Consider the following 23260-nt stretch of genomic DNA (forward strand, 5'->3'; position numbering starts at 1 on the left):
TATCCGCAGCGTGAAAGGGGTACAGATGAAGAAATTATTCGATACTCTGTCCAAAACCCTCTTCTTATACAACTTCAGCATCCGCAGCAGACTTATCCTCTACTTCCTCTTTCTCGTCCTTCTACCGACCACCATTATCTCCGTTACGGTATATAACAAATCGGCGGATATTATCACCCGTAATGTCAATACATCCATCGAAAACAATCTGAATCTGGTTCAGGATAACCTCGCTCAGCGTTTCGCCGCTGCGGATCAATCCATGATTTCTCTATACCTCAATACGGAGTTCGCCGACCTGATCTCCGCCAACCGTCCGACAGACAGCACAGGAATTATTAATGAGCTGGCCGCACTGAGCAGAATCCTGGAGAGCTTTCCCGGCAGCGGAACCTCCGGAAGCAGCTTCGTTCCTATGCTATATATGCTGAATCGTCCGGAATATACGCAGTACAATTTCTCAAGACGGGTGTTCAATATCGATCAGATTTCCCTGAAGCCCTGGTATCTGGGCATTCCGGCCAAATCCGACTTCACGGTGGTCGGGCTCAGCTCCCTGGATTCCAAGTTCACTCTTAAATTTGCAAAACGTCTGTTTGGCATCCGGCATGCCCAACTGCCCTATGTAGGCCTCCTTACCATTGATATTCCCGTGACGGAATTCGATAATCTGCTGGAACACTACAAGCCTACGGCAGGCAGCCGGATTTACATCGCTGATCAGACCGGAACGATTGCGGTCAGCCCGGACACGTCACTCCTTGGACAGAACATCAGCACCCAGAACTATTACAGCCACATGAAGCTCTCAGAAGGCAGTAGCGGCACCCTCCATTCCTTTCGTCAGGTAATCCAGGGGGAGAAGATGCTGGTCTCCTATACCCAAATCCCGGAAACCGGCTGGACGATCCTTTCCTTCTCACCCGTGAGCGAGCTTAATGGGGAATTAGCCTCCTTTCAGCGTGTCATGTACATTGTCATCGGCATCTGTATGCTCATTTCACTCATGATGGCTCTGCTGCTGTCAGAGAATATCTCGGCACCCATCCGCAAATTCATCCAGTCCATGTCCCATGCCGAGAGCGGCAACTTCAATATCATTATCCGCTACCGGCGCAAAGACGAATTTTCCTATTTGTTCAACCGCTACAATAAGCTGCTGCAGCAGATCAAGGCGCTGATCGATAAGCTCTATGTGACCGAATTACGCAAAAAAGAAGCCGAGCTTAAAACCCTTCAGGCTCAGATCAATCCGCATTTCCTCTATAACACACTGGATTCGATCAACTGGATTGCCATCAATCATGGCATTCCCGAGATCAGCAATATGGTAACCTCGCTGTCCGACTTCTTCCGCTACAGCCTGAGCAAAGGGCGGAATATTATCCCGCTGCGCGATGAGCTGCGACAGGTGGACAGCTACCTGCAGATTCAGCAGTTCCGCTTCCAGGATAAGCTGGAGTATGAGCTGGAGGAGACCGACCCCCGGGTGCTGGAGGAATGTCTGGTAGTCAAGCTCAGTCTTCAGCCGCTCGTAGAGAACTCCATTATCCATGGAATCCAGAAACGGCGGGGAAAAGGCAAAATCCGCATCCGGGTAGAGCGGTCCGGGGACCTTCTCTGTGTGTCCGTCTTTGACGACGGGGCAGGTGCAGATCCAGAGCGGCTGAATCAGCTGCTGACGGATCAGCATCCGGGGAATCAATCCTATGGCATCCGCAATGTGCATACCCGCATCCAGCAGTTTTTCGGCGAATCTTACGGCATCCGGTATTATGCCAATACCGAGGACCAGAGCGGCCTCTTGGCCATAGTCCGGTTTCCGGTTGTGACTACATGGAACGAGGTGATGGAAGATGTTGACGATGATCGTAGCGGATGATGAGCCGTTTATCCGCAGAAGTCTGATCCATGTATTCAATTGGCAGGAGGAGTTCGGCATTGAGATCATCGGTGAGGCCTCAGACGGGCAGGAGGCTTATGAGTTATGTATGGAGCTTCAGCCTGATATTTTATTCACGGATATTATGATGCCCCTGCTGGGGGGCCTGGAGGTGGCGGAGAAGCTGAAGGCTGGGAATTGCCGGACCCGAATCATTGTCATCAGCGGCGCCCAGGATTTCTCCTATGCCCAAACTGCCTTGAAGGTCAATGCCGAAGGGTATATTCTGAAGCCTGTCAAATTGCCCGAGCTGCGGGATCTCTTTCAGGAAGTCGTCAACCGTCTGCGCCAGGAGAAAGACCATCAGATGAATGTCGAGCAGTTGAAGAAGCAAGTAGAGAACCACATGCCGCTGATCCGCGAGAAATTCCTACAGAACTGGGTGGCTGGGCTATACCGGGATGAACGGGAGCTCTGGGAGAAGATCAGCTTTTTCCGGCTTCCCTTTACAGAGGGGGATGTCCTGACAGCGGGCGTACTCCAGCTGGATGATTATGAGACCGCAGTCGACAAGTTCTCGGAGGAAAATAAGCAGCTGCTGTATTTTGCAATCCAGAACATCATCAACGAATGTCTGGAGAGTCCGCCCGGCGGAATCTCTTTTGTCGCCAGCGAAAATGAATTCATCATCTTCTTCTGCCCGGGTACGTCCGCTTCTCCCGGCGGCATCGCTAGCCTCTGTGAAACAATCATGGGCAGCATTCAGCAATATCTGCGGCTGGATGCATCCATAGGCATCGGCAGGGCTTGCCCCACCGCAAGTGAGCTTGAGGACTCCTATAAGGATGCGCTGGCCGCGCTGGTGCATACCTTTTATACCGGCCATGGTTCCATTCTGGATATCAAGGATGTTCAGTCCGCTACAGAGACTCTGCAGAGCACCTTTTTTTACAACTTCCATGCGCGGCTGATGAATGAGCTGAAGGCAGGCCATACCGAAGAAGTCATGGAACTGCTGGAGAAGCTGTTCGACCGGCTGGCCGCTCCCAAGCTGCAAATTGATTATGTGCAGAGCATCTGCGCCGAGATGATATTTACATCTGCAAGAGCCCTTTATGAGCTGGATGAGGACATCGAACAGGTGCTGCAGGACCGGCTGACCATCATGGACACACTTTACAAGCAGAAGAATATATCCGGGCTAAAAGCCTATATGCTCTCACTTTTTTATGATCTCAGCACTTATGTGGCAGGGAAAAACACCTCCAGAAACAGCAAAACCATCAACCGGATCAGAGCCATTGTGCAGGAAGGGTACGCTCATGAGCTGTCCATTGCACGAATTGCTGAGGAGGTCTACCTGACCCCCAATTACATCAGCCTGATCTTCAAAAAAGAAACCGGCGAGACCCTTACGGACTTCATCACCAGAATCCGAATCGATAAGGCCAAGGAGCTGCTGCATTCCACAGATCTCAAGGTCATGGAAATTGCTGAACGTGTCGGCTACGATAATCCCCATTATTTTAGTACAGTATTTAAAAAGATCGTCGGAAAACATCCTCTTAAATACCGCTCCGACAAGTAGCCAGAATGAACGGTTGTCCTTCCGGGCAATTTAAGGGCAAAGACATGAGGGGAGTGAGTCAGGATGGCAAGAAGGAACAGAAGATATGCGGTGCCCGGAGTGGAAGAAGGAATGCAGACTTTAAAAGCCAATGTGATGAAGCAGGAAGGCTATACCGTGAATCCGGACCGGCCGGATGACGTGAAGTACGAAGTCGCCAAAGAGCTAGGCGTCCCTCTGCAGCACGGTAACAACGGAGCACTGACTACAGAATCGGCCGGTCAGATCGGCGGCAAAATTGGCGGGTCCATGGTTCGGGAAATGATTCGTCTGGCCCAGGAGCAGCTGGCGAATACGGAGCAGCAGAACAAGTAATCCTTCCCGGGACTAGGCTGGTTGTGTACCCATGCATAGCCGCCTGTGCCGCTGCCCGCCTGCCTGTTGCAATTACCTTTGGGGCGGGGCATCTGCCCCGTCCTTTTCTATTTAGTGATGTACGATTTGACTCCAATTCTGGAGAAAATCCTGTGCCGCGCATCGCTGCTGCCCTTCGGACCCCGCACCGACCGGCTGGACAAGGTCTGCAGATAAGCAAAATCCGGGTGGAGTCCTTCATCCGTGAGATAAGCCGAGGTCCGGCTGCCCGGGACTCTTTCGCGGTTCAGGGACGTAATGATGCCTTCCGCACTTTTAATCCCCAGCCCGTGTCCATAGTAGCTGTCATTTCCGAGCAGCACTGTATTTTCCCCCTGCCATTCCGGCTTATCCGGGTCATGGTCCGGGTTCTTGAAATACACGACATCCCCCGGCTGCATTTCTGACGGATCAAAGGTAGTGATCATCCGCAGATTGCTGTCATAGTTCCAATCCCACAGGAACAGGTCCGTAAAATGTTGATTAAACGCAGTTTCCCCGATCATATCAATGGTTGCCTTGTAGAGAATCATAACCATCGCCATGGCACATTCGAAAGCGTACAACTGTCCGTTACTAAAAATATCCTGGATTGCCGCCGACGGGGTGACATCGCTGCGAAGCTGGAATCCTCCATTCTCCGTACGTATCCAATATTTTGGGTTGCAGCGGGAATTCTTAAATGTGGAAAAGTCTGTGCCGCCGGCATTCATCGCAATGGCTGTTTCAATAATGCGTTCCCTCATCTTCTGTTCGAATCCCGAACCTGGATTATCATATCCAAAGGCCACTATCCATTTCCCCTTTCCTGTCACAATAGATAGGTTATTGTACGTGTCGGGCCTTCGGTTGGTGCACGGCAGTTTAACCCTCCTGAAACCAGGCGTTAACCTGAGCGGTCTCCTCTGTCAGAACATCCAGATAGATTGAAGTGCGGTAATCCGTTTCCTTGAGGCTACGGCCTGTAATTTCAGCGATCCGGTTCAGCCGGTACATCAGGGTGTTGGTGTGGATATGCAGAAAGGACGCAGATTCCTTAAGATTCCCGTTCAGCGTCAAATAGACGGCAATGGTTTTGACAAAATCGCTTTTGTGCTCACGGTCATGCGCCTTCAGTGGAGAGAGCAGCGAGCTCTTGCGCGTCCGGCTGCGCTTCTGCTCCAGAATGGCCGGAATATACGCCCAAAAGCCGATATCCTCGTACAGCAGCAGGTGACGGGCATGATAGGGCAGCAGTTTTTTGATCTCCAGGATGGTGAGTGCTTCCCGGTATGCGGCCGCAACCGAAGTATATTCCCGGTAGCCCGGACTGCAGCCTGCTGTCAGAACGCAGCCTTCGCTGCGGCTCAACTCCTGCAGCAGGTTCTGCACGAACGAAGATAAGAGTTCTGTTCCTTCTACCGGAAACAGAAAGGAAAACAGAATAATCAGCCGGTTATGCTCGGCGGTCAGAAACAGCAGGCGCTGATTGGCCCCCGCCTCCATCCGTTGGCGGAAACGCTGTACAAAGTGGTCGTCGATCGTCTTGTCACTCTCCAGCACCCCGATATAATAGCTCTCCGGCAACAGGATCGAAGAACCTTCAGCCTCCTGGCGGATACGGGATTCCGTTTCGTAATGCGAGGTGAGCAGCTTCCAGAAGAAATCCTCATGCGCCTTCTCCTGCCTGGTCTTCCAGCCGCGCTGCTTCAGCAGATAACGCCCGGCAATCCCTGCAGCCTTCTCCACAATGCGCTCCGCATGCCCTTCGGCCAGATTGCCTCTGTCCACCACCCAGATATAGCCGAGAATCTCCTGCTGATGCCGGATGCACATCGCCAGCCTTGGCCCAAGCCCTACCTCCATGACTGCCGGAATGCGGATCGGATGCGCGGTGTTCTCAAGCTGATGCATCACGCCTTTTTTGCGCAGGCCGATGATGACCGCATTCGGCACACGCTTACCGATAATAGTGGAGATGCGCGCCGGATCGCTCTCGAACTGGTGGGAGCTGTATCCAATCACGTGATGATTGCTGTCCTCAATCGTCACCTGCGACTGAAGCGATTCGCTGAGGGTATCCGCCAGGGATTCCATACTGTCAAAAAAACGATCAAATGATGGCTCTGAATCTGTCAATGTCCCCACCCCAACCTGAAGAATAGCCTTGTACTATAAGTGATTTCATTATATCCCGCAGTTTTGCGGCTGACTATAGGGGACGGTTGCCTGGTGGTCAAGCAGAAACGGGTACCGTTTTTAAAAGACGGTACCCGTTTCTGGCATAAATCGTATTTCCACTTTTTTTATGCTTACTCACTTACCAGAGCATACGCGGATATTTTACGAATGCGGTAAGTAATCAGCATCGAAGTACAGTAAGAGACAGTGACAAGTGCCACTCCAAACAAACTAATCCACGACGTCGCGATAATAAATTGTGCCTTCATAATCCCCATAGCACGCATCGCCACTGACATGAGTGGGTTGGTTAGGGTAAGTCCAGCTGCGCTTCCGAACAATACGCCTATAATGATAGGCGGCAGAAACCCAAGCGAGAGCTGATTCATTAGCTGGAAGGTTGTAAAACCAATCGCTTTTTGTATACCCAGTTCACGTTTCTTACGAATAACCGATGAAATAATAACAAAATACAGAACAAGAATCACAACAACTATGGTTATAACCATCATACCAATACCAAGCTTCGAGACAATCGATATATACATGCCCATGCCATCGTCCATAATTTTATCCATATCTACTGATGTTACGATTGAATCTCCATAGTCGCTTTCAAGCTTGTTTACAAATTCATCAGCTTTACTATTTTTGTTCAAATAGATTTGCAGGCTCTGCTGTTTAAAGTCCGGGTTAACCTTAAGGATGCCGTCCCATCTTATAGACGCATTCATTCCGCCCATACTCGCACCTTGAGATAAGCCTGTGATCATATATTCGGCCTGCTTAGCGCCGACTTTTATCATTACACGGTCACCGATCTTTTTGTCCACCTTATCCGCTAAGATACCGGCAAGTACAACTTCATTGCTGTGGAGCGGATATCTGCCCTTAAAAACGGTATTCGTTTCTTTTGTAGAAAAATCCTCCATTACATAAGCAGTTACATCATAGTTCTCTATTTTAACTTTAGACTCATCAATATACTGGACTTTTCTTACATTCTTCATGTTTTTAATGTTATCCACAAGCTTTGGTTGTTCCGCATCCGAATTCAAAATAGCCACCGCATTTGAAAGTTCGACTCCGGGAGTCTTTGCAAATGCCTTTGTATCAATGACGGTGTTATAAAACATCACCGCACCAAATGTACTGGCAAAAGATACAGCAGCAAGGATAACTCCAATCATGAAGCTGTGCTTCCTGCTTTGCAGCATGGATTTAAACCCGAGAACGACCGGCAGACTGCCTATTGACTTATGAAGCGGCAAATAATTTTTTCTGAAGTTATGGGTTGTGATTCCGCCTCTTAAGGCTACAATCGGATTAAGCTTACGAATTCGTCCCGAAGAAATGAAAGAAACAATGATAACAACGAATAAAATTGCACTTAGAATAATACTGCTGATTGCTCCATCGAAGCCTTGCACCCACTTGAGCCCGGATTGATGTGCAAAAATATCAGAAAGTACTGGTGTTGTTAAATAGGATAACGATATGCCTGCTATACTGCCAACCAAGGCAATAAGCATGTACTGCATTACAATTGACAATATAATTTGTCTGCTGGTATACCCGATCGCCCTTAAAGACCCGATTTTGCTCATATCTTCCTCTATGCTGTTCCCAATTCTGAACCGGACCACAATAAGGCATACGATTGCGATAATAAAAGCGAAAGCCATCGCCATTACCGACACCATACTTGACATAAAAGTACGGGACGTTCTCAACAGTTCTATATCCGAGCTGGACAATGTGCTGGTATCTTCTACCATAGCAAGAGTAGCCTTTTGATCCGTTTGTACTAATTCTCTTATCCCTGTTTCAACTTCATTATTTACTCTATCAAGATCAGCAAAAATAAGTGTTGCACTATATTTGGCACCCAGCTTTTGTACAACTTTTTCATAGGTTTCATGGGGCAAATAAGTTCCTAAATTTATAGTATCAAGAGAACTGAAGAAGGCATCTTCTGTAAAACCTTTTATTGTAAATGTAAGGGCTGCATCATCAAATTTCATTTCAACCTTGTCATTCAGCTTGTATCCACCGTCAATATTCAATACATACGGCACATAAATCGACATGGAATCAGGCGGTAAATGCTCGCCAACAAATTTCCATTTAGAGAAATCACGTTCTTTATCTGCATCATTTAGAATAAAACTCATCTCGCGTGTATCATCACTATAGGGGATAGATGCCGAAGCCCATAACACATCCTCTTTGTGCATGTTTGATACATTTTTATTATTTCTAATGTACTTATCTACCTCTCCGTTATATAAATGACTTGGCATGATATAGTACACATCATTTGACTTAAGCTCTTTGGTGACTTTTTCAAAAAAACTGCCAAAATTCACAAACACGAGTGAGCCCGCATTTAACAGCAATCCGGCAATGAGGAACATTAGCAATAGTGAAACCGTGTGTCCTTTGGTTTTTCGTATATTCGCAAAGCTGAGCATAGCTAATTTTCGCAACGTTACCACCCCATTTCAGTGAGGAAGGCCTGGAGCTTACCGTGCCGCTCCCTGTCGCCGCTTACGTATTTGCCTAAGTTGCAAATGCCATGAATAACACCGTCACGCATATATAAAATCCGGTTTCCTCTTCTTGCGGATTTCAAATCATGGGTAACCATGATAATGCTTTGCCCCCTGCTGTTAAGATCGGTCAGCACATCAAGTACTGCCTTACCAGACGCGGAGTTAAGGGCGCCTGTGGGTTCATCGGCAAAAACAACTTTTGGCTGGTTGATTAATGCACGCACAATCGCAGCACGCTGCGCTTCTCCGCCGGACAATTGGGTAGGGAATTTACTCCAAATCATTTCTGTTAATCCAACCTGTGCAAGCAGTTCTTTTGCCCTTGCTGTAATGGCCTTTCTGTCATTACTGACAAGCAGTCCTGCGGCAAGAATATTGTCGAGTATACTCATATTATCGAGCAGGAACATTTGCTGAAACACAAATCCGCAATTTAATCTGCGAAACACCGCCAGCTTATCATTGGACAGCTTTGCGATTTCCTGATCAAAGTATGTGATGGAGCCGAGCGTCGGCTTATCCATACCTGATAAGGCATACATAAGCGTGGATTTCCCCGCACCGGATGAACCCATGATGACAGTGAAATCCCCGGATAATATCTCCAAATCAAGATTTTTAAGAACATGCTGCTGCGTGCCTCCGCTGGAGAACGATTTGCTAAGCTTGTCGGTCGTTATAATTACTTGACTCATTATTGGGCCCCCTAATAAAAATAAGACTGTTAAAACTTACTGCATGTGGAGCAGTTAAAGTTTTATTTACAGTCTTATCTTAGCGTATAAATTCTTAACGGGTCTTTAGACAGTTCTTAACCAATTCTAAAATCTTTTTACGCGATATGTAATCTTAAGATCACCACAAAACCGCCATCCATATTCCTGCAATTGATATCTCCGGACATTTTGTTCATCAGGTATTGGGAAATATACAAACCAAGCCCTGTTCCGCTTTTGCCCACCGAATTTTTGGCGCGATAGAATTTATTGAATAAAAGTGGGATTTCCTCCGGGGAGACCCCCTGGCCATAGTCTTTGAACTCGATCTCCAGATATTGTCCTTTGATGCTTGCCGATACACCGATGGATGTACCCGCGTATTTATAGGAGTTGCTTATCACATTGTCAACGACCTGCAGAAGCCGAAGCAGATCTATAAGCACAATGCATTCAGGGATAGACGATACAACAGCTCTGTTATAGTAGTCAACATTTTGGATCAAATCCCCCAGTACTGTACTCGACTCCTCCGTTACTGTAACATTCAGCTCCTGCAACTCTTCTAATGTAGCATTGAACAAATTCGTGATCAGTGTATTGATCTGGTCAGCTTTTGAATTAATCACTTCCAGCTGATTGATGTCATCCTCAATAACCGAATTCAGAATCATAACCTCGGAGACAGCCTTAATCGAGGCGACTGGTGTTTTTATATCATGGCTAAGTGACGCTACCAGCTCCTTTTTGCTCTGATTCGCCATTCTTTCATTCTCACGCGCTTTCGCAAGTTCCTCTCTCATCAGGTCAAAGCTTTCTGCGAATGCACCGAACCCATTGCCCTTTTCCATTTCGAGCGGCATGTCCAGCTTGCCCTCTGCCACATGACGCGCAAAGGCCTGCAATTTACGAAACGGACGAAAAATCGATCTGTCGATATATACTGCATAGATCAAACAAAATAAAGTGATAAAAATGATCATCACTCCAAAAAAAACAAGCAGGTCGTTCCTGTATTTCTCCCATAGCTCGCTTGTATTATTAAAAATAATTACTTTCCCCAAAACCGTGCCATTTCGCGTAATATCCACAATCGTATCCCGGTTATGGATTGCAGAGTCAATATTCTCACTTAATCCACGCCTTGTGGCCCCAACCAGATCGCCGCGGCTATCCAGTACAGTATATTCCAGTCCGTATTGCCGGCTTGGTAATTCTGACTGCTCCTGACTGCCCCAATGTTCAGCAAGCGATTGTGTAATATCATTCACAGCAACAACATCGATTCCCGCTTCATTTAAGCTGCGAAAAATAAAAAGAATGACACTAATGCCAATGAATAGAATGGCTACAGCCAAAAACGTTACCTTTTTGATGCTCATCTTCCACCCCTAGTCGGCTTCAAATACATAGCCGGTCCCCCATATCGTCTTGATGTAACGCGGCTCATTAGGGTTTTCTTCAATTTTCTCACGCAGTTTGCGAATGTGGACATTTAAAGTTCCGTCACTCGTAATCGCATCGTTCCAAACGTTTGAGAACAATTCTTCTTTGGCAAGCGGGCGATTTTTGTTTTGGATTAAATAGGCTAGCAGCTTATATTCCATGGCCTTTAATTTAATTTCACAACCATCATTCACAAGCTTTTCCGTGATCAGATCCATTGTAAAACTCCCAAAGCTTAAAACATCAACATCGCCCCTGTACCTTTTTAATACTGTTTTTACCTTAGCCAAAATAATACTGAGTGCATACGGTTTTTGGATATAGTCGTCACCACCGATATTCAGTGCAAGCAGCACATCGTCATCACTTGTTCGTGCACTTATAAACAATATCGGGATATTGGTAGTACTTCTCAGTTTTTTACATATTTCAAATCCGGATGATTGTTGCCCTAAATTAATATCCAGCAGGATCAAATCAGCTTTATTTTGCGTAAAAAACTCAAAGCATGCCTGTTCATCAGCTACCCAGAAGGTTTTCACACCAAGCATATTAAAGTATTTGCAGGTGCTTTTTGATAGCGCTTCTTCATCATCAACGATTAAACAGTCATACTTTAACATCCTTTTTCCTCCCGCAAATAAACTCGAATAACAGAAGCTATTATATCATATTGAAAATAGTGTAAAAATCAAAAAGGCTTTGGGGAGGTGGTCCCCTTTTTCATGTTATTTACTTTTTAGTAACTTTTTGAAGAAACCCTTCGTTTAAGATAGACATAAATCTTGAAAGGGAGATGACGCCAACACAGCTGCGATGTTCTCGGAAGCATGTATTTGGCCTGTAACTGTCTCCATTGATTATCTGAAAAAAGCTCTAATTCTCTGTAAGAACAGAAAATTAGAGCGCCTTTGACATTTTTATTTCGGGTTACTTTTAGAAATTCGTTGTGTAAGACAAGTTGAAATTAGCGATATTGTAAGTCTTTTCATGTACGATGCCTGAGCCGTTTCTGATTGCGGTACGGCGTGCAATTGAATCAGAACCACTTACACCTTTCAGAACGGAATACAAACGGTCTTTATCCGGATAGCGCCCTGTTTCTCCGGTTTGTGCCCAAAGCTTTTCATTCGCGGCAATTTCAGAAACGATACTGCTTTCATTTTGGAAGCTCCAGGATTGTACAGCATGGTCAAACAAAAAAGCAAGACCTTGAGTGCTGATAATACCAAATTTAGTTGCGTAAGATAATGCTCTGTCAACATAGGATTGTGCATGTGTCTTTTGAATGGCTTGGTTCGCACTTTTAGCTCCCATGTTCTCAAACAAAGTTTTCCATTCGGAAACTACTTGGCCACCACTGGTCGAGATGCTAGCCCCCCACTCAATTTGTTCGGCTTTCGTTTTATTCAGGATAATACCTTTAAGTGTTGCAGCTTTGGTAGTACCAAAAACGCCACTAAACTCAGTTGCATGGTTTTCAATATACTCTTTCAAAAGAGGGGCCAGGGTTCCTTGTCCGAAATTGAACTGAATAATACCGAATGAAATACCTTGACCATCGAAATTGCCGGTGACAGTCGAGTAATCTTTGTCACCTTCAAAAAAACCTGTGTTCTTGAGCAGTCTGTCTCTTACGGTACTTGTAATTGCCATGTTTACCTCTCCTTTTGGTTTGGGAATACTATTAAAGTGGAGGCAAACGGAGAAAAAACAACCAAATCGTTTTCTCTTTCGAAAGAAAGAACTGATTTCGACTCCTTGAAAGTCAGCGTAGCACTATTCTTCCTAGGATTTACAGTTTTTTGAGCTGCAAAGGTGGAGTTAATTAAAATTGAGGAGATCAATAAAATGAGAAAAAACGTATGGTTAACTGTATTTATTCTTTTGCTAGTCGCAACCGCTATTTTTTTCACTACAAAAACCCGCGAAGATGCTCAGGTGAAAACTACAATGTCCCACTTAATTGAAACGGATTCATCAGAGAGTATACCTGACGTACTCACCGTCAAAGACGCGAATGGAAAAAGTTTAGATTTAGCGATTAAGGATATTCCTGTATATAACAACTACTTAAAAGAGCAGGAAGATATCAAGGCGGAAATCGAACGAACCCAACTTGAAGTGCTTCATCTCCCCACCCAGGAACATTTCATCTTGCTAAAATATAATTGTGGAAATAAGCAATGTTCAACTATATTGGTGAAGAAAAGCGATTCAAAGATCACCAGTATTGCTTTGGCTGATGGGATTTTTCAAGATTATAAAATCTCCCCGGAGAATGACGAGCTGTTGTTAAGATACGGATATAATGAAGGTGGAGAACTGGTTCGTCATATTCTGATTGCTGTTGATTTATTGAAAATGAAGATAATCCCCTTTGAATCCACTCAGTTAGCCAAAGAATACATGTATACACCGACTTGGCCTATAGTAGATTACCAGTGGATTGAGAATAATCGATTTATCATTGAGGCGGGTGATTTAGAATCACCTGAGTTTGAAGCCGTTAAGAACTGGTATGCTTCAAATGAGAAAAAAACAAAAAAAATTGAAATTCTATTAAATAGAGAGAAAAGATTAGAGATGAAGTAGTGGATTCAAAAACCCGTCCGATTATATTAATCGTTGGCGGGTTTTTGAAATGTTTTATTCGCAGCATTAGTCTAGTTTTTTGCAAAATGTGGAGAAGTCTGGTGTCCGATTTAAGTCATAGGTCATTATTTTTTTGATTAGGGTTTCAACAATATTTTGTTCAAGGTCATCTTGGCGATCTTTCTTAATTTTTTGTTTAGCGTTACGAATAGCAGGCAAAACTGTAGCAATAATTTTGGATAGGGCTTCTTTGTCGCCCTCTTGGGCACGCAAGACTAAATCAAATAGTTCATCTTCCATCATTTTTCCTCGTTCATTTTTTTGATGAGTTTTTTCGATCACCTCCTCTCTGACAAGGAGAACCGCAGTTTCTGTAATGCTGAGTTTCTTGTTTTGCAAATTGCCTGTGGCGATACCCCAATAATTTTTGCGATTTCATTATCTTTGTAGCACATGGCATAACACAGGGTTGTGATTAATTGTTGCTTTTGACTAAGATTAGAAAAGGCCTCGACTAGGTGTGCATTTGTAAAGGATGCTTGAAATTGAGCAGAATCTGAGATGGCTGGTTCGGAAGGGAGTATCTGATTGTTGCACATTACCATCTCTCCGAGAGTTATATCCCCTTCTCCTTCGTTAGAGATGTGACGATCAAATATTAGGGGGTTGCGAAAGTCATTTTTTTTGGATATTCGTATCTGATCTATTGTATAAAACTTAATAGTAGATACTAGAAATTTCATAAAACGAATTCTAAAGAAATGTTTACGAAACTTCTCTTCAAGTTTGATTTGGGCAAGATGATCTCCATCAAGAGCCAGCAACAACAAGAGCGGATGTTCTGATTTTTGGAAAAAACCTTGTACGACTCGATCCTTGAAAATACGTGGATTAGATGATGAGTACTCTTGAAACCGTTTATATTGATCCTCGGAAAGAACTATTTATATCACCTCTGATTCCCCTTTTCTAATTAAAGTGTTTTAAAGATGTAAATAACAACCATTAACAGATCTTGTGTTCTCACTTCGTGAATAAAAGAACAAAAAAAAGCCCGGCGATTGCTCACCGGACTGTACCTATTGTTGTTACTCCCCAGTTCTGTCTATTCTGTCTATAGCCACTTCTCTCGCCTTAGATCAGAGTGAACTCCTGCTCTACTGCTTTTTCTACCGTGTAGTACTCTTCCCCAAGAGCCTCTGCGACGGCCTGGCAGGTGATTTTACCATTGGCTACGTTGACGCCGCTCTTCAAGCCGGCATTGTCTTCAATCGCCTTGAACACACCTTTATTTGCAATTTGCAGCGCATAAGGAACCGTAACGTTGGTTAAAGCCATGGTCGAAGTTTTGGCTACAGCGCCCGGCATATTGGCTACCGAGTAATGCAGTACGCCGTATTTCTCAAATACCGGGTTATCATGAGTCGTCACCCGGTCAATCGTTTCTACGATCCCGCCCTGGTCAATCGCTACGTCTACGATGACAGAGCCGGGCTTCATCGCCTTGACCATTTCTTCAGTAACCAGCTTCGGCGCTTTCGCACCCGGGATCAGCACTGCACCTACCAGCAGGTCCGCTTCGGCTACAGCCTTGGCAATGTTGTACGGATTAGAGATCAGCGTATGAATCTGTGCGCCAAAAATATCATCCAGCTGGCGCAGTCTGTCTGCGCTGAGGTCAACAATCGTCACTTCGGCGCCGAGGCCGATGGCCATCTTGGCTGCGTTGGTACCCACTACACCTCCGCCGATAATACTGACCTTGCCTCTGCTGACTCCGGGAACCCCGGAGAGCAGAATGCCTTGTCCGCCGTAGTTCTTCTGCAGGAACTGTGCGCCGAGCTGCACGGACATCCGTCCGGCTACCTCACTCATCGGTGTCAGCAGCGGCAGTGTGCGTCCGTCGACAACCGTTTCGTATCCGATAGCGAACACGCCTTTGTCCTTCAGGGCGGTAGCCAGAGCAGGCTCTGGAGCCAGGTGCAAGTAAGTGAAGAGGATGAGACCCGGACGGAAGTAACCATATTCGCTTTCCAGCGGCTCTTTAACCTTCATGACCATTTCCGCGGTTGCCCATACCGCCGAAGCTTCAGCGATCAGTTCAGCACCGGCTGCAGCATACTCTTCATTCGGGAATCCGCTGCCTAATCCGGCTCCGGCTTCCACCAGCACTTGATGCCCATCAGCTACCAGACTTACGACTCCTGCAGGGGTAATGGCGACACGATTTTCGTTATTTTTAATTTCCTTAGGTACTCCAATAATCATTGTTCATCGCTCCCGTCTGTTGTGTTCCTCTTATGTAAAGAATGATAACATAGTAATTCATTTTGCAATTTGGGTAAAAAGAAAAACTTTATCTGCCATGATTGTGTTTTAACACAATGCAGGGGGTAAAAACCCTATACCCGAACACCGCAACCGTTGGTGTATCTGACAAAACCATCATCAAACAGACACAAAAAGACACCGTCGCCGGTGTCTTTTTGTACTGAACGATATATAGCGGTAAGAAGTCAAGTGCCGCTTTTTACATAAAGCTTTCATTAAATCTGCATATACGTGTCAATTTTCATCACATTTATTACTTAGCCAATACAGAAAGCACCGTTTCCAGTACGACATTTACACCTTGCTCGCACTCCTCATAGGAGGTGAGTTCTTCCTCACAGTGACTTTTTCCGTTTACGCTCGGCACAAAGATCATGGCTGACGGAAGGAAACCGGCCACGAATTGGGCATCATGTCCTGCGCCACTGGCTATTTTTTTGCTGGAGTAGCCTAGGGTCGATGCCGCCTGCTCCACCAAAGCGCAGATTTCAGGGTCGAACCACACAGTATCGCGGCCCCACAGCTTGGTCTTCGAGACCGTACAACCCAGCAGCACTTCAGGCAGGCCGTCAATGATATCCTCTACCGTGCGGACAATGTCCATGTCTTTGTGTCTGGCTTCAACGGTGAAGATCACCTTGTTCGGGATCACCGTATGGATATTAGGCAGTACATTCATCCGGCCCATGGTGAAGACCAACCCGGAATCGAGCACCCCCAGCTTACGGCGCAGTTCGGTAATCAGGTCGGTGGCAGCGAACAGCGCATCCTTGCGCATATCCATCGGTGTGGTCCCGGCATGGTCGGATTCGCCCGTCACTTCAATCTCATAGCAGGCCATACCGACGACGCAGTCGACCAGGCCGATGGTGAGGTTTTCTTTTTCCAGCACGGGTCCTTGTTCGATATGCAGCTCCAGATAGGCAGTTGCTTCCTTGATCCGGTTTGCGGCATCCCCCGCATATCCGCTCGCTTCCAGCGCTTCCGCAAAGGTCGTCCCTTCCGGGTCCTTCTTCTTCAGCATCTCTGCCTTATCGAACTTGCCGGAGAGCACGCCGGAAGCCATCATCGAAGGCTCGAAGCGCGCACCCTCCTCATTGGTGAAGTTCATTACTGTCACCGGAAGGCGAGGCTTGATCCCATGGTCCACCAAGGTGCGCACCACTTCCAGACCGGCGATGACCCCAAGCACGCCATCGAAGCGTCCGCCTTTCTTGACCGTATCCAGATGGGAGCCGATCACTACAGGCGGGCCTGCTTCCGTCCCTTCAAGCGTCGCGTACATCGTTCCCATATCATCTACTTTGACCGTCATTCCCAGTTCTTCACAACACGCAGCGAAGTAATTCCGCACCTTCACATCCTGCTCCGACAGCGACAGCCGGGTCACTCCATTATTCTCCGTACGCCCATAATCGGCAAAGGCCTCAATCGTATTCTTCAACCTCTCGCCATTAACGAATATTTGCTTCAGCTGCATGGCCCTATCCCTCCGCTTCGAACGCTTAAGTTTACACAATCTTTGCTTTCTATATATGTTATACCATTCCGCCTGATTGTCATTTTACACACTGTAATAATTTTTTTTTGGAATTGTTCACGATGTGTTACATCGGTTCGGCAGAAGTTTGATAGAATATGAACAGCAGTCAGCAGCAGACAGGGCTGGCCAACCATTGTGAAAGGGGCGTAATCATTTGAACACCATTTTGCGCAGCAGCTCAGCACAGGCTGAGATCAGTACCCTGGGGGCGGAGCTTGTCAGCTTCACCCGAAGGGACACAGGCACTGAATATATATGGAGCGGGGATGCCGCCTATTGGACAGGCCGTTCTCCGGTCCTGTTCCCTATCATCGGAGCCGTCCGCAGCGGAGAGATCAAGGTGCAAGGACAGGCGTACAAGCTTGCCAATCACGGCTTCGCCAGACGCAGCGAATTCACAGTCATTGAAGCAAGCGAGTCCCGCGCGGTATTCCGCCTCACCAGCAGCGAGCATACCCTCGCCAGCTATCCGTTCCAATTCAACCTGTATATTACATACACGCTGAATGAAAACACACTTAAGCTGGACTACCGGGTAGAGAACATTGATCAGCAGAATATCTTCTTCCAGCTTGGCACCCACCCTGCCTTCAATTGCCCGCTGGATGAGAACGGAAGCTTCAGCGACTATGTACTTGAGTTCTCCGAGACCGAGACGCTGGAGCGGGAGTTCCTGAATAGTGCGGGCCTGAGGATCAGCGGCAAATCGGAGCCAGTGCTGAAGGGCGAGCGCATCCTTCCATTAACCCATGAGATGTTCAAGGACGACGCGCTGGTCTTCCAGAATGTAGCCTCACGGCAGATCACGCTGAAGAGCAAGCTTACCGGAAAAAGCGTTGCCGTATCCTTCGAAGGCTTCCCGGATCTCGGCATCTGGCAGAAGCTGAATGCACCCTTTCTCTGCATCGAGCCTTGGCAGGGATTTGCGGACCGCGATACGTTCGACGGCGAACTGCAGGACAAAGAAGGCGTAATCGCCCTGGTACCAAGAGCAAATTTCGCCAGCTCATTAACGATCGAAATCAATTAACAAGCAATAAAAGGCCGTAGCACCTGACAGGTGACCTACGGCCTTCCTCTGTTAATATGATTTTACTGACTAAGCGTTTCTCCGCCTTCATTATGCAACGTGTCTGGTCCATTTCCGCTAATTACTCTGAGAAAAATGTTCAGCACCACCACATGAAATTAGGGCATTTTTTTGCCCTTCATTCACTGCTCCGTGGTATTCAATAAGTAAACTAAAGTAGTATATACAACCTTTCTCTGCCAATAGTAAGCTTAAGTTAGCTTATAATCCCAAGTTATATTATCAAACATAGAATGGGAGAATTGGATAAGGGAGTGGAGTATATGCAAGGATTGTCAGTGGTTATCTGCACGAGGAATCGGGTACAGGACCTGACACGGTGCATTCATTCTATAACTAATCAGGACATAGGCCGGACCTGCCCCATAGAGGTTATCGTTATAGATGACGGCGCCATACCTGAAGAAGTCCTGGGCGAATTCGAAACGTTACTTACCGCGTGCGGTTATCCCTTTATCTATCACAGCAAGACGGACCGGGGGTTATGGCTGTCCCGGATCAAGGCAGTGGAGCTGTCCACGATGGATAAAATCCTGTTCCTTGATGATGACGTCGAAATCCCCGCTCATTACTTGTCCACGCTGAACCAAACCTACCTCGACTATCCCAACTGCGCAGGGGTTGGCGGCATTGCCATCGGGATGCACAACAGCTTCCTTGGCACGATCCGTTGCCTGCTGTCTTTTCAGCAATCTTTATCGAGCGGCAAGCTCTCCCTAAGCGGCCAGGCAGGCTCCATGTACAATTGGCATAAGGCGAGGAAGATCTTCAAGACCGAATTCCAGCACGGCTGCAACATGTCGTTCAAGAAGGAGGCCATCAAGGATCTGGGACCTGTGCCCTGGCTCAAAAGCTACAGCGTCGGCGAGGACATTCTCATGTCACGCATCGCCCGCAAATCCGGCCCCCTATATATCAATCCCGAACTGAAGCTCCTGCATCATGAGTCACCAGCCTCCAGAGATAACCTCGAAGATGTGGCGTATACCCGGGTGCTTAACCATGTATATCTGCTGAAGGATAAGAAATCAGGTCCTGTCGGATATCTTGCTCTCGTCTGGACCACGCTCTACCTCATTCTCCGGGAGCAGCCCAAGAAGAATGTCGCCGCCATTAACGGCTACAAAAAAGGGCTGAAGGAAATCTTCTCCAGACAAACCGCGAGGTAACAATCACTGCTTCAGGAAGGGAGTGGCCGCATGAGCCTAAGCATTGTAGTTCCCATGTACAATTTAGAACATTATGTTGAGCCCTTGTTGAATTCACTCCTGGATCAGAGTGAGAAGCGGTTCGAACTGATTTTGGTGGATGACGGCTCCAAGGACCGTACGGCCCAGGTTGCCCAGGAGATGCTCGCAAGCCATCCCATTCTGCAGGCCAAGCTGATCCGCACGCCTAATGGCGGGGTCAGTGCCGCCAGAAATACTGGGCTGGCCGCAGCAAGCGGAGACTATGTGCTGTTCCTGGACGGCGACGATTATGCGGACAGGAGTCTGGTACAGCGTGTAGAATCCTGCACGGCGGACGGGAAGACGGATATTCTCTGCTGGGGCTATACCCTGGTCCGCGAGGACAGATCAACGATCGTGAGCTTCACTTCAGACGCTGAAGATACTACGGGAAGCGAAGCGCTGAAGAATATTTTTGTGCATAAATCCTTGAGAATCTGGACCGGCAGCATCGCCTTCAAACGCAGCTTTCTGCTGGAGAACGGCATCTCGTATACCGAGCGCTGTGTGAACGGAGAGGATCAGGAGTTCATCTATAAAGCGTTGTCCAGGGCCACACGGGTGATCTCGATCCCCGATGTGCTGTCCTATTATCTGCAGCGGACGTCTTCGATCACGGGGACGTATAATGTGAACAAATTCGATGTGGTCGCCGCCTTCAAACGGGTGGATGAATATTTCAGCGATCATCCCTTCAGTGAGGTTCACACGATATCCGGCCTCTTGCTGAACCGCGAGATGACCGAGAATTACTTTTACAATCTCAAGACCTGCCTGAACGGCACAAGCGGCATCAGCACCCGCAAGCTGCTTCAGGATATTGACCTCGCCTACCCCGGCGTGAATCAGGAGATGCTTGCGATCATGCGCAATTATCAGGGGGATGACCGTAAGCTGGCTTTTCAAATCAAGGCCTTCTTAATTTCCCCGTCCCTGTACGGGCGGTTGGTTCATCTGGACCACAGCTGGCTGCAGTTCAAACAGAAGCTCAAAGCCGTGATTAGCAGAAAGGAAATTAAGATATGAAGAAGAAAATGATGATCTACGCATACACGGAATTCAATCTCGGCGATGACCTGTTTATCAAGGTGTTGTGCGAACGCTATCCCGGCACCCAGTTCATGCTTATTGCCCCGCGGCTGTACAAAGTGGTGTTCAAGGATCTGAACAATCTCAAGGTCTATGCATCGGACTCTGTCCTGTTCCGGGGAATCAACTACTTCTTCCGCAAGCTGAAGCTGCATCCCAACTTCATGCAGAAGATGCTGGTGGATCAGGGGGACGGCACGGTCCATATCGGCGGGTCTATTTTCATGCAGGGCGAACACTGGTCTGAATATGTGGCGAATAACGAGAGCCTCCGCAATAAAAGCAAACCGTATTATCTGATGGGTGCCAACTTTGGCCCCTTTACCGATAATGCCTATTATGCTGAGCACCGGCGGATCTTCCAGGAATATGCCGACGTCTCGTTCAGAGAGCAGTACTCCTATGATTTATTCAAGGATTTGGGTAATGTCAGAATGGCACCGGATATTATTTTTCAGCTCCAGTATGATCAGGCTGCAGGAAAAGCCCCGGAAGGGCGGTATATCGCCATTTCGGTGATTAAGCCTTCCTCCAAAGCCCTGAGCGGTTTTGACAACCTCTATTATGAAAAAATGAAAGATGTTGCAATCCATTTCATTCAGCAGGGCTATGCCGTGCATTTTCTGTCGTTCTGCCAGCATGAAGGTGACCAGGAAGCGATCGGACAGATTTTGGGCCTCATTCCGGCGGAGCTGCAGCGTGAGACACAGGTTCACTTTTACAAAACGGATATGGATGAGATTCTCGCGGCGCTGGCGGGTGCCAGCTTTATTGTCGCTTCCCGCTTCCACGCGATGATTCTCGGCTGGGTATTCGGCAAACCGGTGTATCCAATAGCGTACAGCGGCAAAATGATCAATGTCATGAATGACGCTCATTTCGGCGGGCTGTACACGGATTTCGCGCATCTGGCCGAGGTGACTCCGCAGCAGGTATTCGAGAGCATGGCTGTGAACAGTCTGGATGTGACGCTCCAGGCGAACCAGGCGGAGAAGCATTTCGAGCAGCTCGACGCTTACCTCTCACCGGCACCGCTTGTGGAAGGGAGAAGAAGTTATGAAAGCTAAACGCAGCATGCTGAACCTCGGCTTCGGGCTCACGAGCCAGGTCATCACCATTATTCTCGGCTTCTTCATCCCCCGGCTGATCATGGTCAATTACGGCTCTGAAGCCAACGGGCTAATCGCCTCCATCGTGCAGATCATCAGCTATTTCGCCCTGCTCGAAGCCGGTGTCGGCGCAGCTTCGCTGCAGGCGTTATATAAGCCCGTTGCCAAAAATGACTACAACCATATCAATTCCATTCTCGCCGCCACCTCCAGCTACTACAAAAAAACCGGGATTTATTATTTCATCTCGGTCGTGCTGCTGGCGGTCGTCTATCCCCTGGTGATCCATTCGGAGATCAGCAAGCTGAGTATTATGGCGATTATCCTGTTCTCGGGACTGGGCGGAGCAATCAATTATTACTACCAGGGGAAATTCAGAGTTCTGCTGATCGCCGAGGGCAAAAGCTATATTGAAACCTCCATCGTCACGATTGCGAACATTCTGAACAATGTGGTGCGGATCATCCTGCTGCTGCAGGGCGTGGACATTATCGCCGTACAGGCGTCATTCTTCGCGCTGACCGTTCTGCAGATGATTGCCTTCTATATCTATTCCAAGCGTTATTACAAGTGGATTGATCCTGGACAGAAGCCGGACTTTGAAGCCATCGGGCAGAAAAATTCAGTGATGGTGCATGAGATTTCCTATATGATCTTCCGCAACACCGATGTGCTGATCCTGACGATCTTTACCAACCTGAAGGTGGTCAGCATCTACGTCATGTACAATATGATCTTCACGATTGTCGACAACATCGTCCAGACCGTCAACGGAAGTGTGAAGTCGGCGCTGGGACAGAGCTATCATGAGGGCAAAGAGGCTTTTGTCAAATTCTATGATGCGTATGAGGTCTATTTCATGGGCCTGATCTTCTCGATCCTGACCGTCGTATACATTCTCATTCTGCCGTTCATGCGGCTGTATACGTCTGGAGTCAACGATGTGAACTATATCAACTTCTGGCTGCCGGTCCTGTTCGTGGTGATCAAGCTGTTGACCAATGCCCGCACTTCATCCAACAATCTGATCACGATCGCCGGGCATTTCCGCAACACCCAGTTCCGTTCGATTATGGAGTCGGCCATCAACCTGGGCGCTTCGATCATCTGCGTCCTGTTCTTCGGGATCTACGGTGTGCTGATGGGAACCATCGCCGCACTGCTGTACCGCTCAATCGATATCGTAGTGTACGCTAACCGGGTGCTTCTGGAGCGCAGCCCTTGGGTCACCTTCCGCAGATGGCTGATCAATGTCGGCGTGTTCGTGGCTATTGTCTTCATCACTACCAAGCTCGACCTTAGCATGACCTCCTATACCAGCGTAATCCTATGGGGTGTAGTACTCGGTCTGGTCATCCTGCCCATCTACTACATCGCCGGTTCCCTAATGGAACGCGAGGTGTTCCTCTACGCCTGGGGCTATGCCAGACGCTTCATAACCAAGATCAAGCTGAAGCGCAGCAAGGTTACAGCCAGCCAGACGTAAGGCAGCAACGCTTCGGCTATGCTGGCGGAAATGCTGCGCGGGCTGCAT

General features: G+C 47.6%; 20 protein-coding genes. 9 read left to right on the forward strand and 11 right to left on the reverse strand.

Annotated features, from left to right (window positions below; genetic code table 11):
- The first annotated feature begins 25 nt into the window (after window positions 1-25).
- The 3 genes from A3849_RS04855 to A3849_RS04865 all read left to right on the forward strand — a co-directional run bounded on the left by A3849_RS04855 (window position 26) and on the right by A3849_RS04865 (window position 3824).
- Window positions 26-1882, forward strand: coding sequence for a cache domain-containing sensor histidine kinase (locus A3849_RS04855; RefSeq protein WP_178382606.1), 1857 nt, complete (start codon window positions 26-28; stop codon window positions 1880-1882).
- Complete coding sequence (locus tag A3849_RS04860) at window positions 1857-3470, forward strand: response regulator (protein WP_083613367.1); 1614 nt, start codon at window positions 1857-1859, stop codon at window positions 3468-3470. The genes A3849_RS04855 and A3849_RS04860 overlap by 26 nt, the downstream gene beginning before the upstream one ends.
- A gap of 63 nt (window positions 3471-3533) precedes the next feature.
- The gene (locus A3849_RS04865) at window positions 3534-3824 is read left to right on the forward strand and encodes an alpha/beta-type small acid-soluble spore protein (RefSeq protein WP_074110401.1); all 291 of its coding nucleotides are present in this window, start codon (window positions 3534-3536) and stop codon (window positions 3822-3824) included.
- Between the two features lie 107 nt (window positions 3825-3931).
- Here the strand turns inward: A3849_RS04865 and A3849_RS04870 are convergent, their stop codons facing one another.
- The 7 genes from A3849_RS04870 to A3849_RS04900 form a co-directional block, all read right to left on the reverse strand.
- Window positions 3932-4654, reverse strand: coding sequence for a protein-glutamine gamma-glutamyltransferase (locus A3849_RS04870; protein ID WP_074110402.1), 723 nt, complete (start codon window positions 4652-4654; stop codon window positions 3932-3934).
- A 73-nt stretch (window positions 4655-4727) separates the two neighbouring features.
- A complete protein-coding gene (locus A3849_RS04875; RefSeq protein ID WP_083613368.1) occupies window positions 4728-5981 on the reverse strand; it encodes a PucR family transcriptional regulator in 1254 nt (417 codons plus the stop codon).
- Window positions 5982-6154: 173 nt separating this feature from the next.
- The gene (locus A3849_RS04880; RefSeq protein ID WP_074110403.1) at window positions 6155-8512 is read right to left on the reverse strand and encodes an ABC transporter permease; all 2358 of its coding nucleotides are present in this window, start codon (window positions 8510-8512) and stop codon (window positions 6155-6157) included.
- A 2-nt stretch (window positions 8513-8514) separates the two neighbouring features.
- Complete coding sequence (locus A3849_RS04885) at window positions 8515-9273, reverse strand: ABC transporter ATP-binding protein (protein WP_074110404.1); 759 nt, start codon at window positions 9271-9273, stop codon at window positions 8515-8517.
- A gap of 137 nt (window positions 9274-9410) precedes the next feature.
- Window positions 9411-10676 carry a HAMP domain-containing sensor histidine kinase gene (locus A3849_RS04890; RefSeq protein ID WP_083613369.1) on the reverse strand — a complete coding sequence of 422 codons (1266 nt, stop codon included), beginning with the start codon at window positions 10674-10676 and terminating at the stop codon, window positions 9411-9413.
- 9 nt (window positions 10677-10685) lie between these two features.
- Window positions 10686-11363, reverse strand: a complete 678-nt coding sequence (locus tag A3849_RS04895; protein ID WP_074110405.1) for a response regulator transcription factor — start codon at window positions 11361-11363, stop codon at window positions 10686-10688.
- A 313-nt stretch (window positions 11364-11676) separates the two neighbouring features.
- The gene (locus tag A3849_RS04900; RefSeq protein ID WP_074110406.1) at window positions 11677-12396 is read right to left on the reverse strand and encodes a lysozyme family protein; all 720 of its coding nucleotides are present in this window, start codon (window positions 12394-12396) and stop codon (window positions 11677-11679) included.
- Between the two features lie 195 nt (window positions 12397-12591).
- Here A3849_RS04900 and A3849_RS04905 point away from each other — a divergent pair, with 195 nt between their 5' ends.
- The gene (locus tag A3849_RS04905) at window positions 12592-13335 is read left to right on the forward strand and encodes a hypothetical protein (protein WP_074110407.1); all 744 of its coding nucleotides are present in this window, start codon (window positions 12592-12594) and stop codon (window positions 13333-13335) included.
- A 66-nt stretch (window positions 13336-13401) separates the two neighbouring features.
- Here the strand turns inward: A3849_RS04905 and A3849_RS04910 are convergent, their stop codons facing one another.
- From A3849_RS04910 to A3849_RS04925, 4 genes are all read right to left on the reverse strand, one after another.
- Window positions 13402-13734, reverse strand: a complete 333-nt coding sequence (locus A3849_RS04910; protein ID WP_256700653.1) for a helix-turn-helix domain-containing protein — start codon at window positions 13732-13734, stop codon at window positions 13402-13404.
- Window positions 13674-14078 (reverse strand): sigma-70 RNA polymerase sigma factor region 4 domain-containing protein, encoded by a 405-nt coding sequence (locus A3849_RS33930; RefSeq protein ID WP_372237745.1) that lies wholly within the window; start codon window positions 14076-14078, stop codon window positions 13674-13676. The genes A3849_RS04910 and A3849_RS33930 overlap by 61 nt, the downstream gene beginning before the upstream one ends.
- A gap of 391 nt (window positions 14079-14469) precedes the next feature.
- Window positions 14470-15603, reverse strand: a complete 1134-nt coding sequence (gene ald / locus A3849_RS04920) for an alanine dehydrogenase (protein ID WP_074110410.1) — start codon at window positions 15601-15603, stop codon at window positions 14470-14472.
- A gap of 316 nt (window positions 15604-15919) precedes the next feature.
- Complete coding sequence (locus A3849_RS04925) at window positions 15920-17146, reverse strand: Zn-dependent hydrolase (protein WP_074110411.1); 1227 nt, start codon at window positions 17144-17146, stop codon at window positions 15920-15922.
- Between the two features lie 217 nt (window positions 17147-17363).
- Between A3849_RS04925 and A3849_RS04930 the strand changes: the two genes are divergently transcribed.
- The 5 genes from A3849_RS04930 (at window position 17364) to A3849_RS04950 (ending at window position 23212) form a co-directional block, all read left to right on the forward strand.
- Complete coding sequence (locus A3849_RS04930; protein WP_074110412.1) at window positions 17364-18239, forward strand: aldose 1-epimerase family protein; 876 nt, start codon at window positions 17364-17366, stop codon at window positions 18237-18239.
- Between the two features lie 323 nt (window positions 18240-18562).
- On the forward strand, window positions 18563-19468 hold the full coding sequence (locus A3849_RS04935; RefSeq protein WP_074110413.1) for a glycosyltransferase family A protein: 906 nt from the start codon (window positions 18563-18565) through the stop codon (window positions 19466-19468).
- A gap of 30 nt (window positions 19469-19498) precedes the next feature.
- A complete protein-coding gene (locus tag A3849_RS04940) occupies window positions 19499-20554 on the forward strand; it encodes a glycosyltransferase family 2 protein (protein WP_074110414.1) in 1056 nt (351 codons plus the stop codon).
- Window positions 20551-21684 (forward strand): polysaccharide pyruvyl transferase family protein, encoded by a 1134-nt coding sequence (locus A3849_RS04945; RefSeq protein WP_074110415.1) that lies wholly within the window; start codon window positions 20551-20553, stop codon window positions 21682-21684. The genes A3849_RS04940 and A3849_RS04945 overlap by 4 nt, the downstream gene beginning before the upstream one ends.
- Window positions 21674-23212 (forward strand): lipopolysaccharide biosynthesis protein, encoded by a 1539-nt coding sequence (locus A3849_RS04950; RefSeq protein WP_074110416.1) that lies wholly within the window; start codon window positions 21674-21676, stop codon window positions 23210-23212. The genes A3849_RS04945 and A3849_RS04950 overlap by 11 nt, the downstream gene beginning before the upstream one ends.
- Window positions 23213-23260 lie beyond the last annotated feature (48 nt).

It is taken from the genome of Paenibacillus sp. P46E, assembly GCF_001909095.1.
Lineage (GTDB): Bacteria > Bacillota > Bacilli > Paenibacillales > Paenibacillaceae > Paenibacillus_AQ > Paenibacillus_AQ helianthi.

What these genes read in the sequence shown, in the direction of transcription:
- A3849_RS04895 (WP_074110405.1), bottom strand. Translation starts at nt 11,363, where the DNA reads ATGTTAAAGTATGACTGTTTAATCGTTGATGATGAAGAAGCGCTATCA.
- A3849_RS33930 (WP_372237745.1), bottom strand. Translation starts at nt 14,078, where the DNA reads ATGAAATTTCTAGTATCTACTATTAAGTTTTATACAATAGATCAGATA.
- A3849_RS04945 (WP_074110415.1), top strand. Translation starts at nt 20,551, where the DNA reads ATGAAGAAGAAAATGATGATCTACGCATACACGGAATTCAATCTCGGC.
- ald (WP_074110410.1), bottom strand. Translation starts at nt 15,603, where the DNA reads ATGATTATTGGAGTACCTAAGGAAATTAAAAATAACGAAAATCGTGTC.
- A3849_RS04900 (WP_074110406.1), bottom strand. Translation starts at nt 12,396, where the DNA reads ATGGCAATTACAAGTACCGTAAGAGACAGACTGCTCAAGAACACAGGT.
- A3849_RS04865 (WP_074110401.1), top strand. Translation starts at nt 3,534, where the DNA reads ATGGCAAGAAGGAACAGAAGATATGCGGTGCCCGGAGTGGAAGAAGGA.
- A3849_RS04890 (WP_083613369.1), bottom strand. Translation starts at nt 10,676, where the DNA reads ATGAGCATCAAAAAGGTAACGTTTTTGGCTGTAGCCATTCTATTCATT.
- A3849_RS04860 (WP_083613367.1), top strand. Translation starts at nt 1,857, where the DNA reads ATGTTGACGATGATCGTAGCGGATGATGAGCCGTTTATCCGCAGAAGT.
- A3849_RS04925 (WP_074110411.1), bottom strand. Translation starts at nt 17,146, where the DNA reads ATGCAGCTGAAGCAAATATTCGTTAATGGCGAGAGGTTGAAGAATACG.
- A3849_RS04940 (WP_074110414.1), top strand. Translation starts at nt 19,499, where the DNA reads ATGAGCCTAAGCATTGTAGTTCCCATGTACAATTTAGAACATTATGTT.
- A3849_RS04935 (WP_074110413.1), top strand. Translation starts at nt 18,563, where the DNA reads ATGCAAGGATTGTCAGTGGTTATCTGCACGAGGAATCGGGTACAGGAC.
- A3849_RS04950 (WP_074110416.1), top strand. Translation starts at nt 21,674, where the DNA reads ATGAAAGCTAAACGCAGCATGCTGAACCTCGGCTTCGGGCTCACGAGC.
- A3849_RS04905 (WP_074110407.1), top strand. Translation starts at nt 12,592, where the DNA reads ATGAGAAAAAACGTATGGTTAACTGTATTTATTCTTTTGCTAGTCGCA.
- A3849_RS04855 (WP_178382606.1), top strand. Translation starts at nt 26, where the DNA reads ATGAAGAAATTATTCGATACTCTGTCCAAAACCCTCTTCTTATACAAC.
- A3849_RS04885 (WP_074110404.1), bottom strand. Translation starts at nt 9,273, where the DNA reads ATGAGTCAAGTAATTATAACGACCGACAAGCTTAGCAAATCGTTCTCC.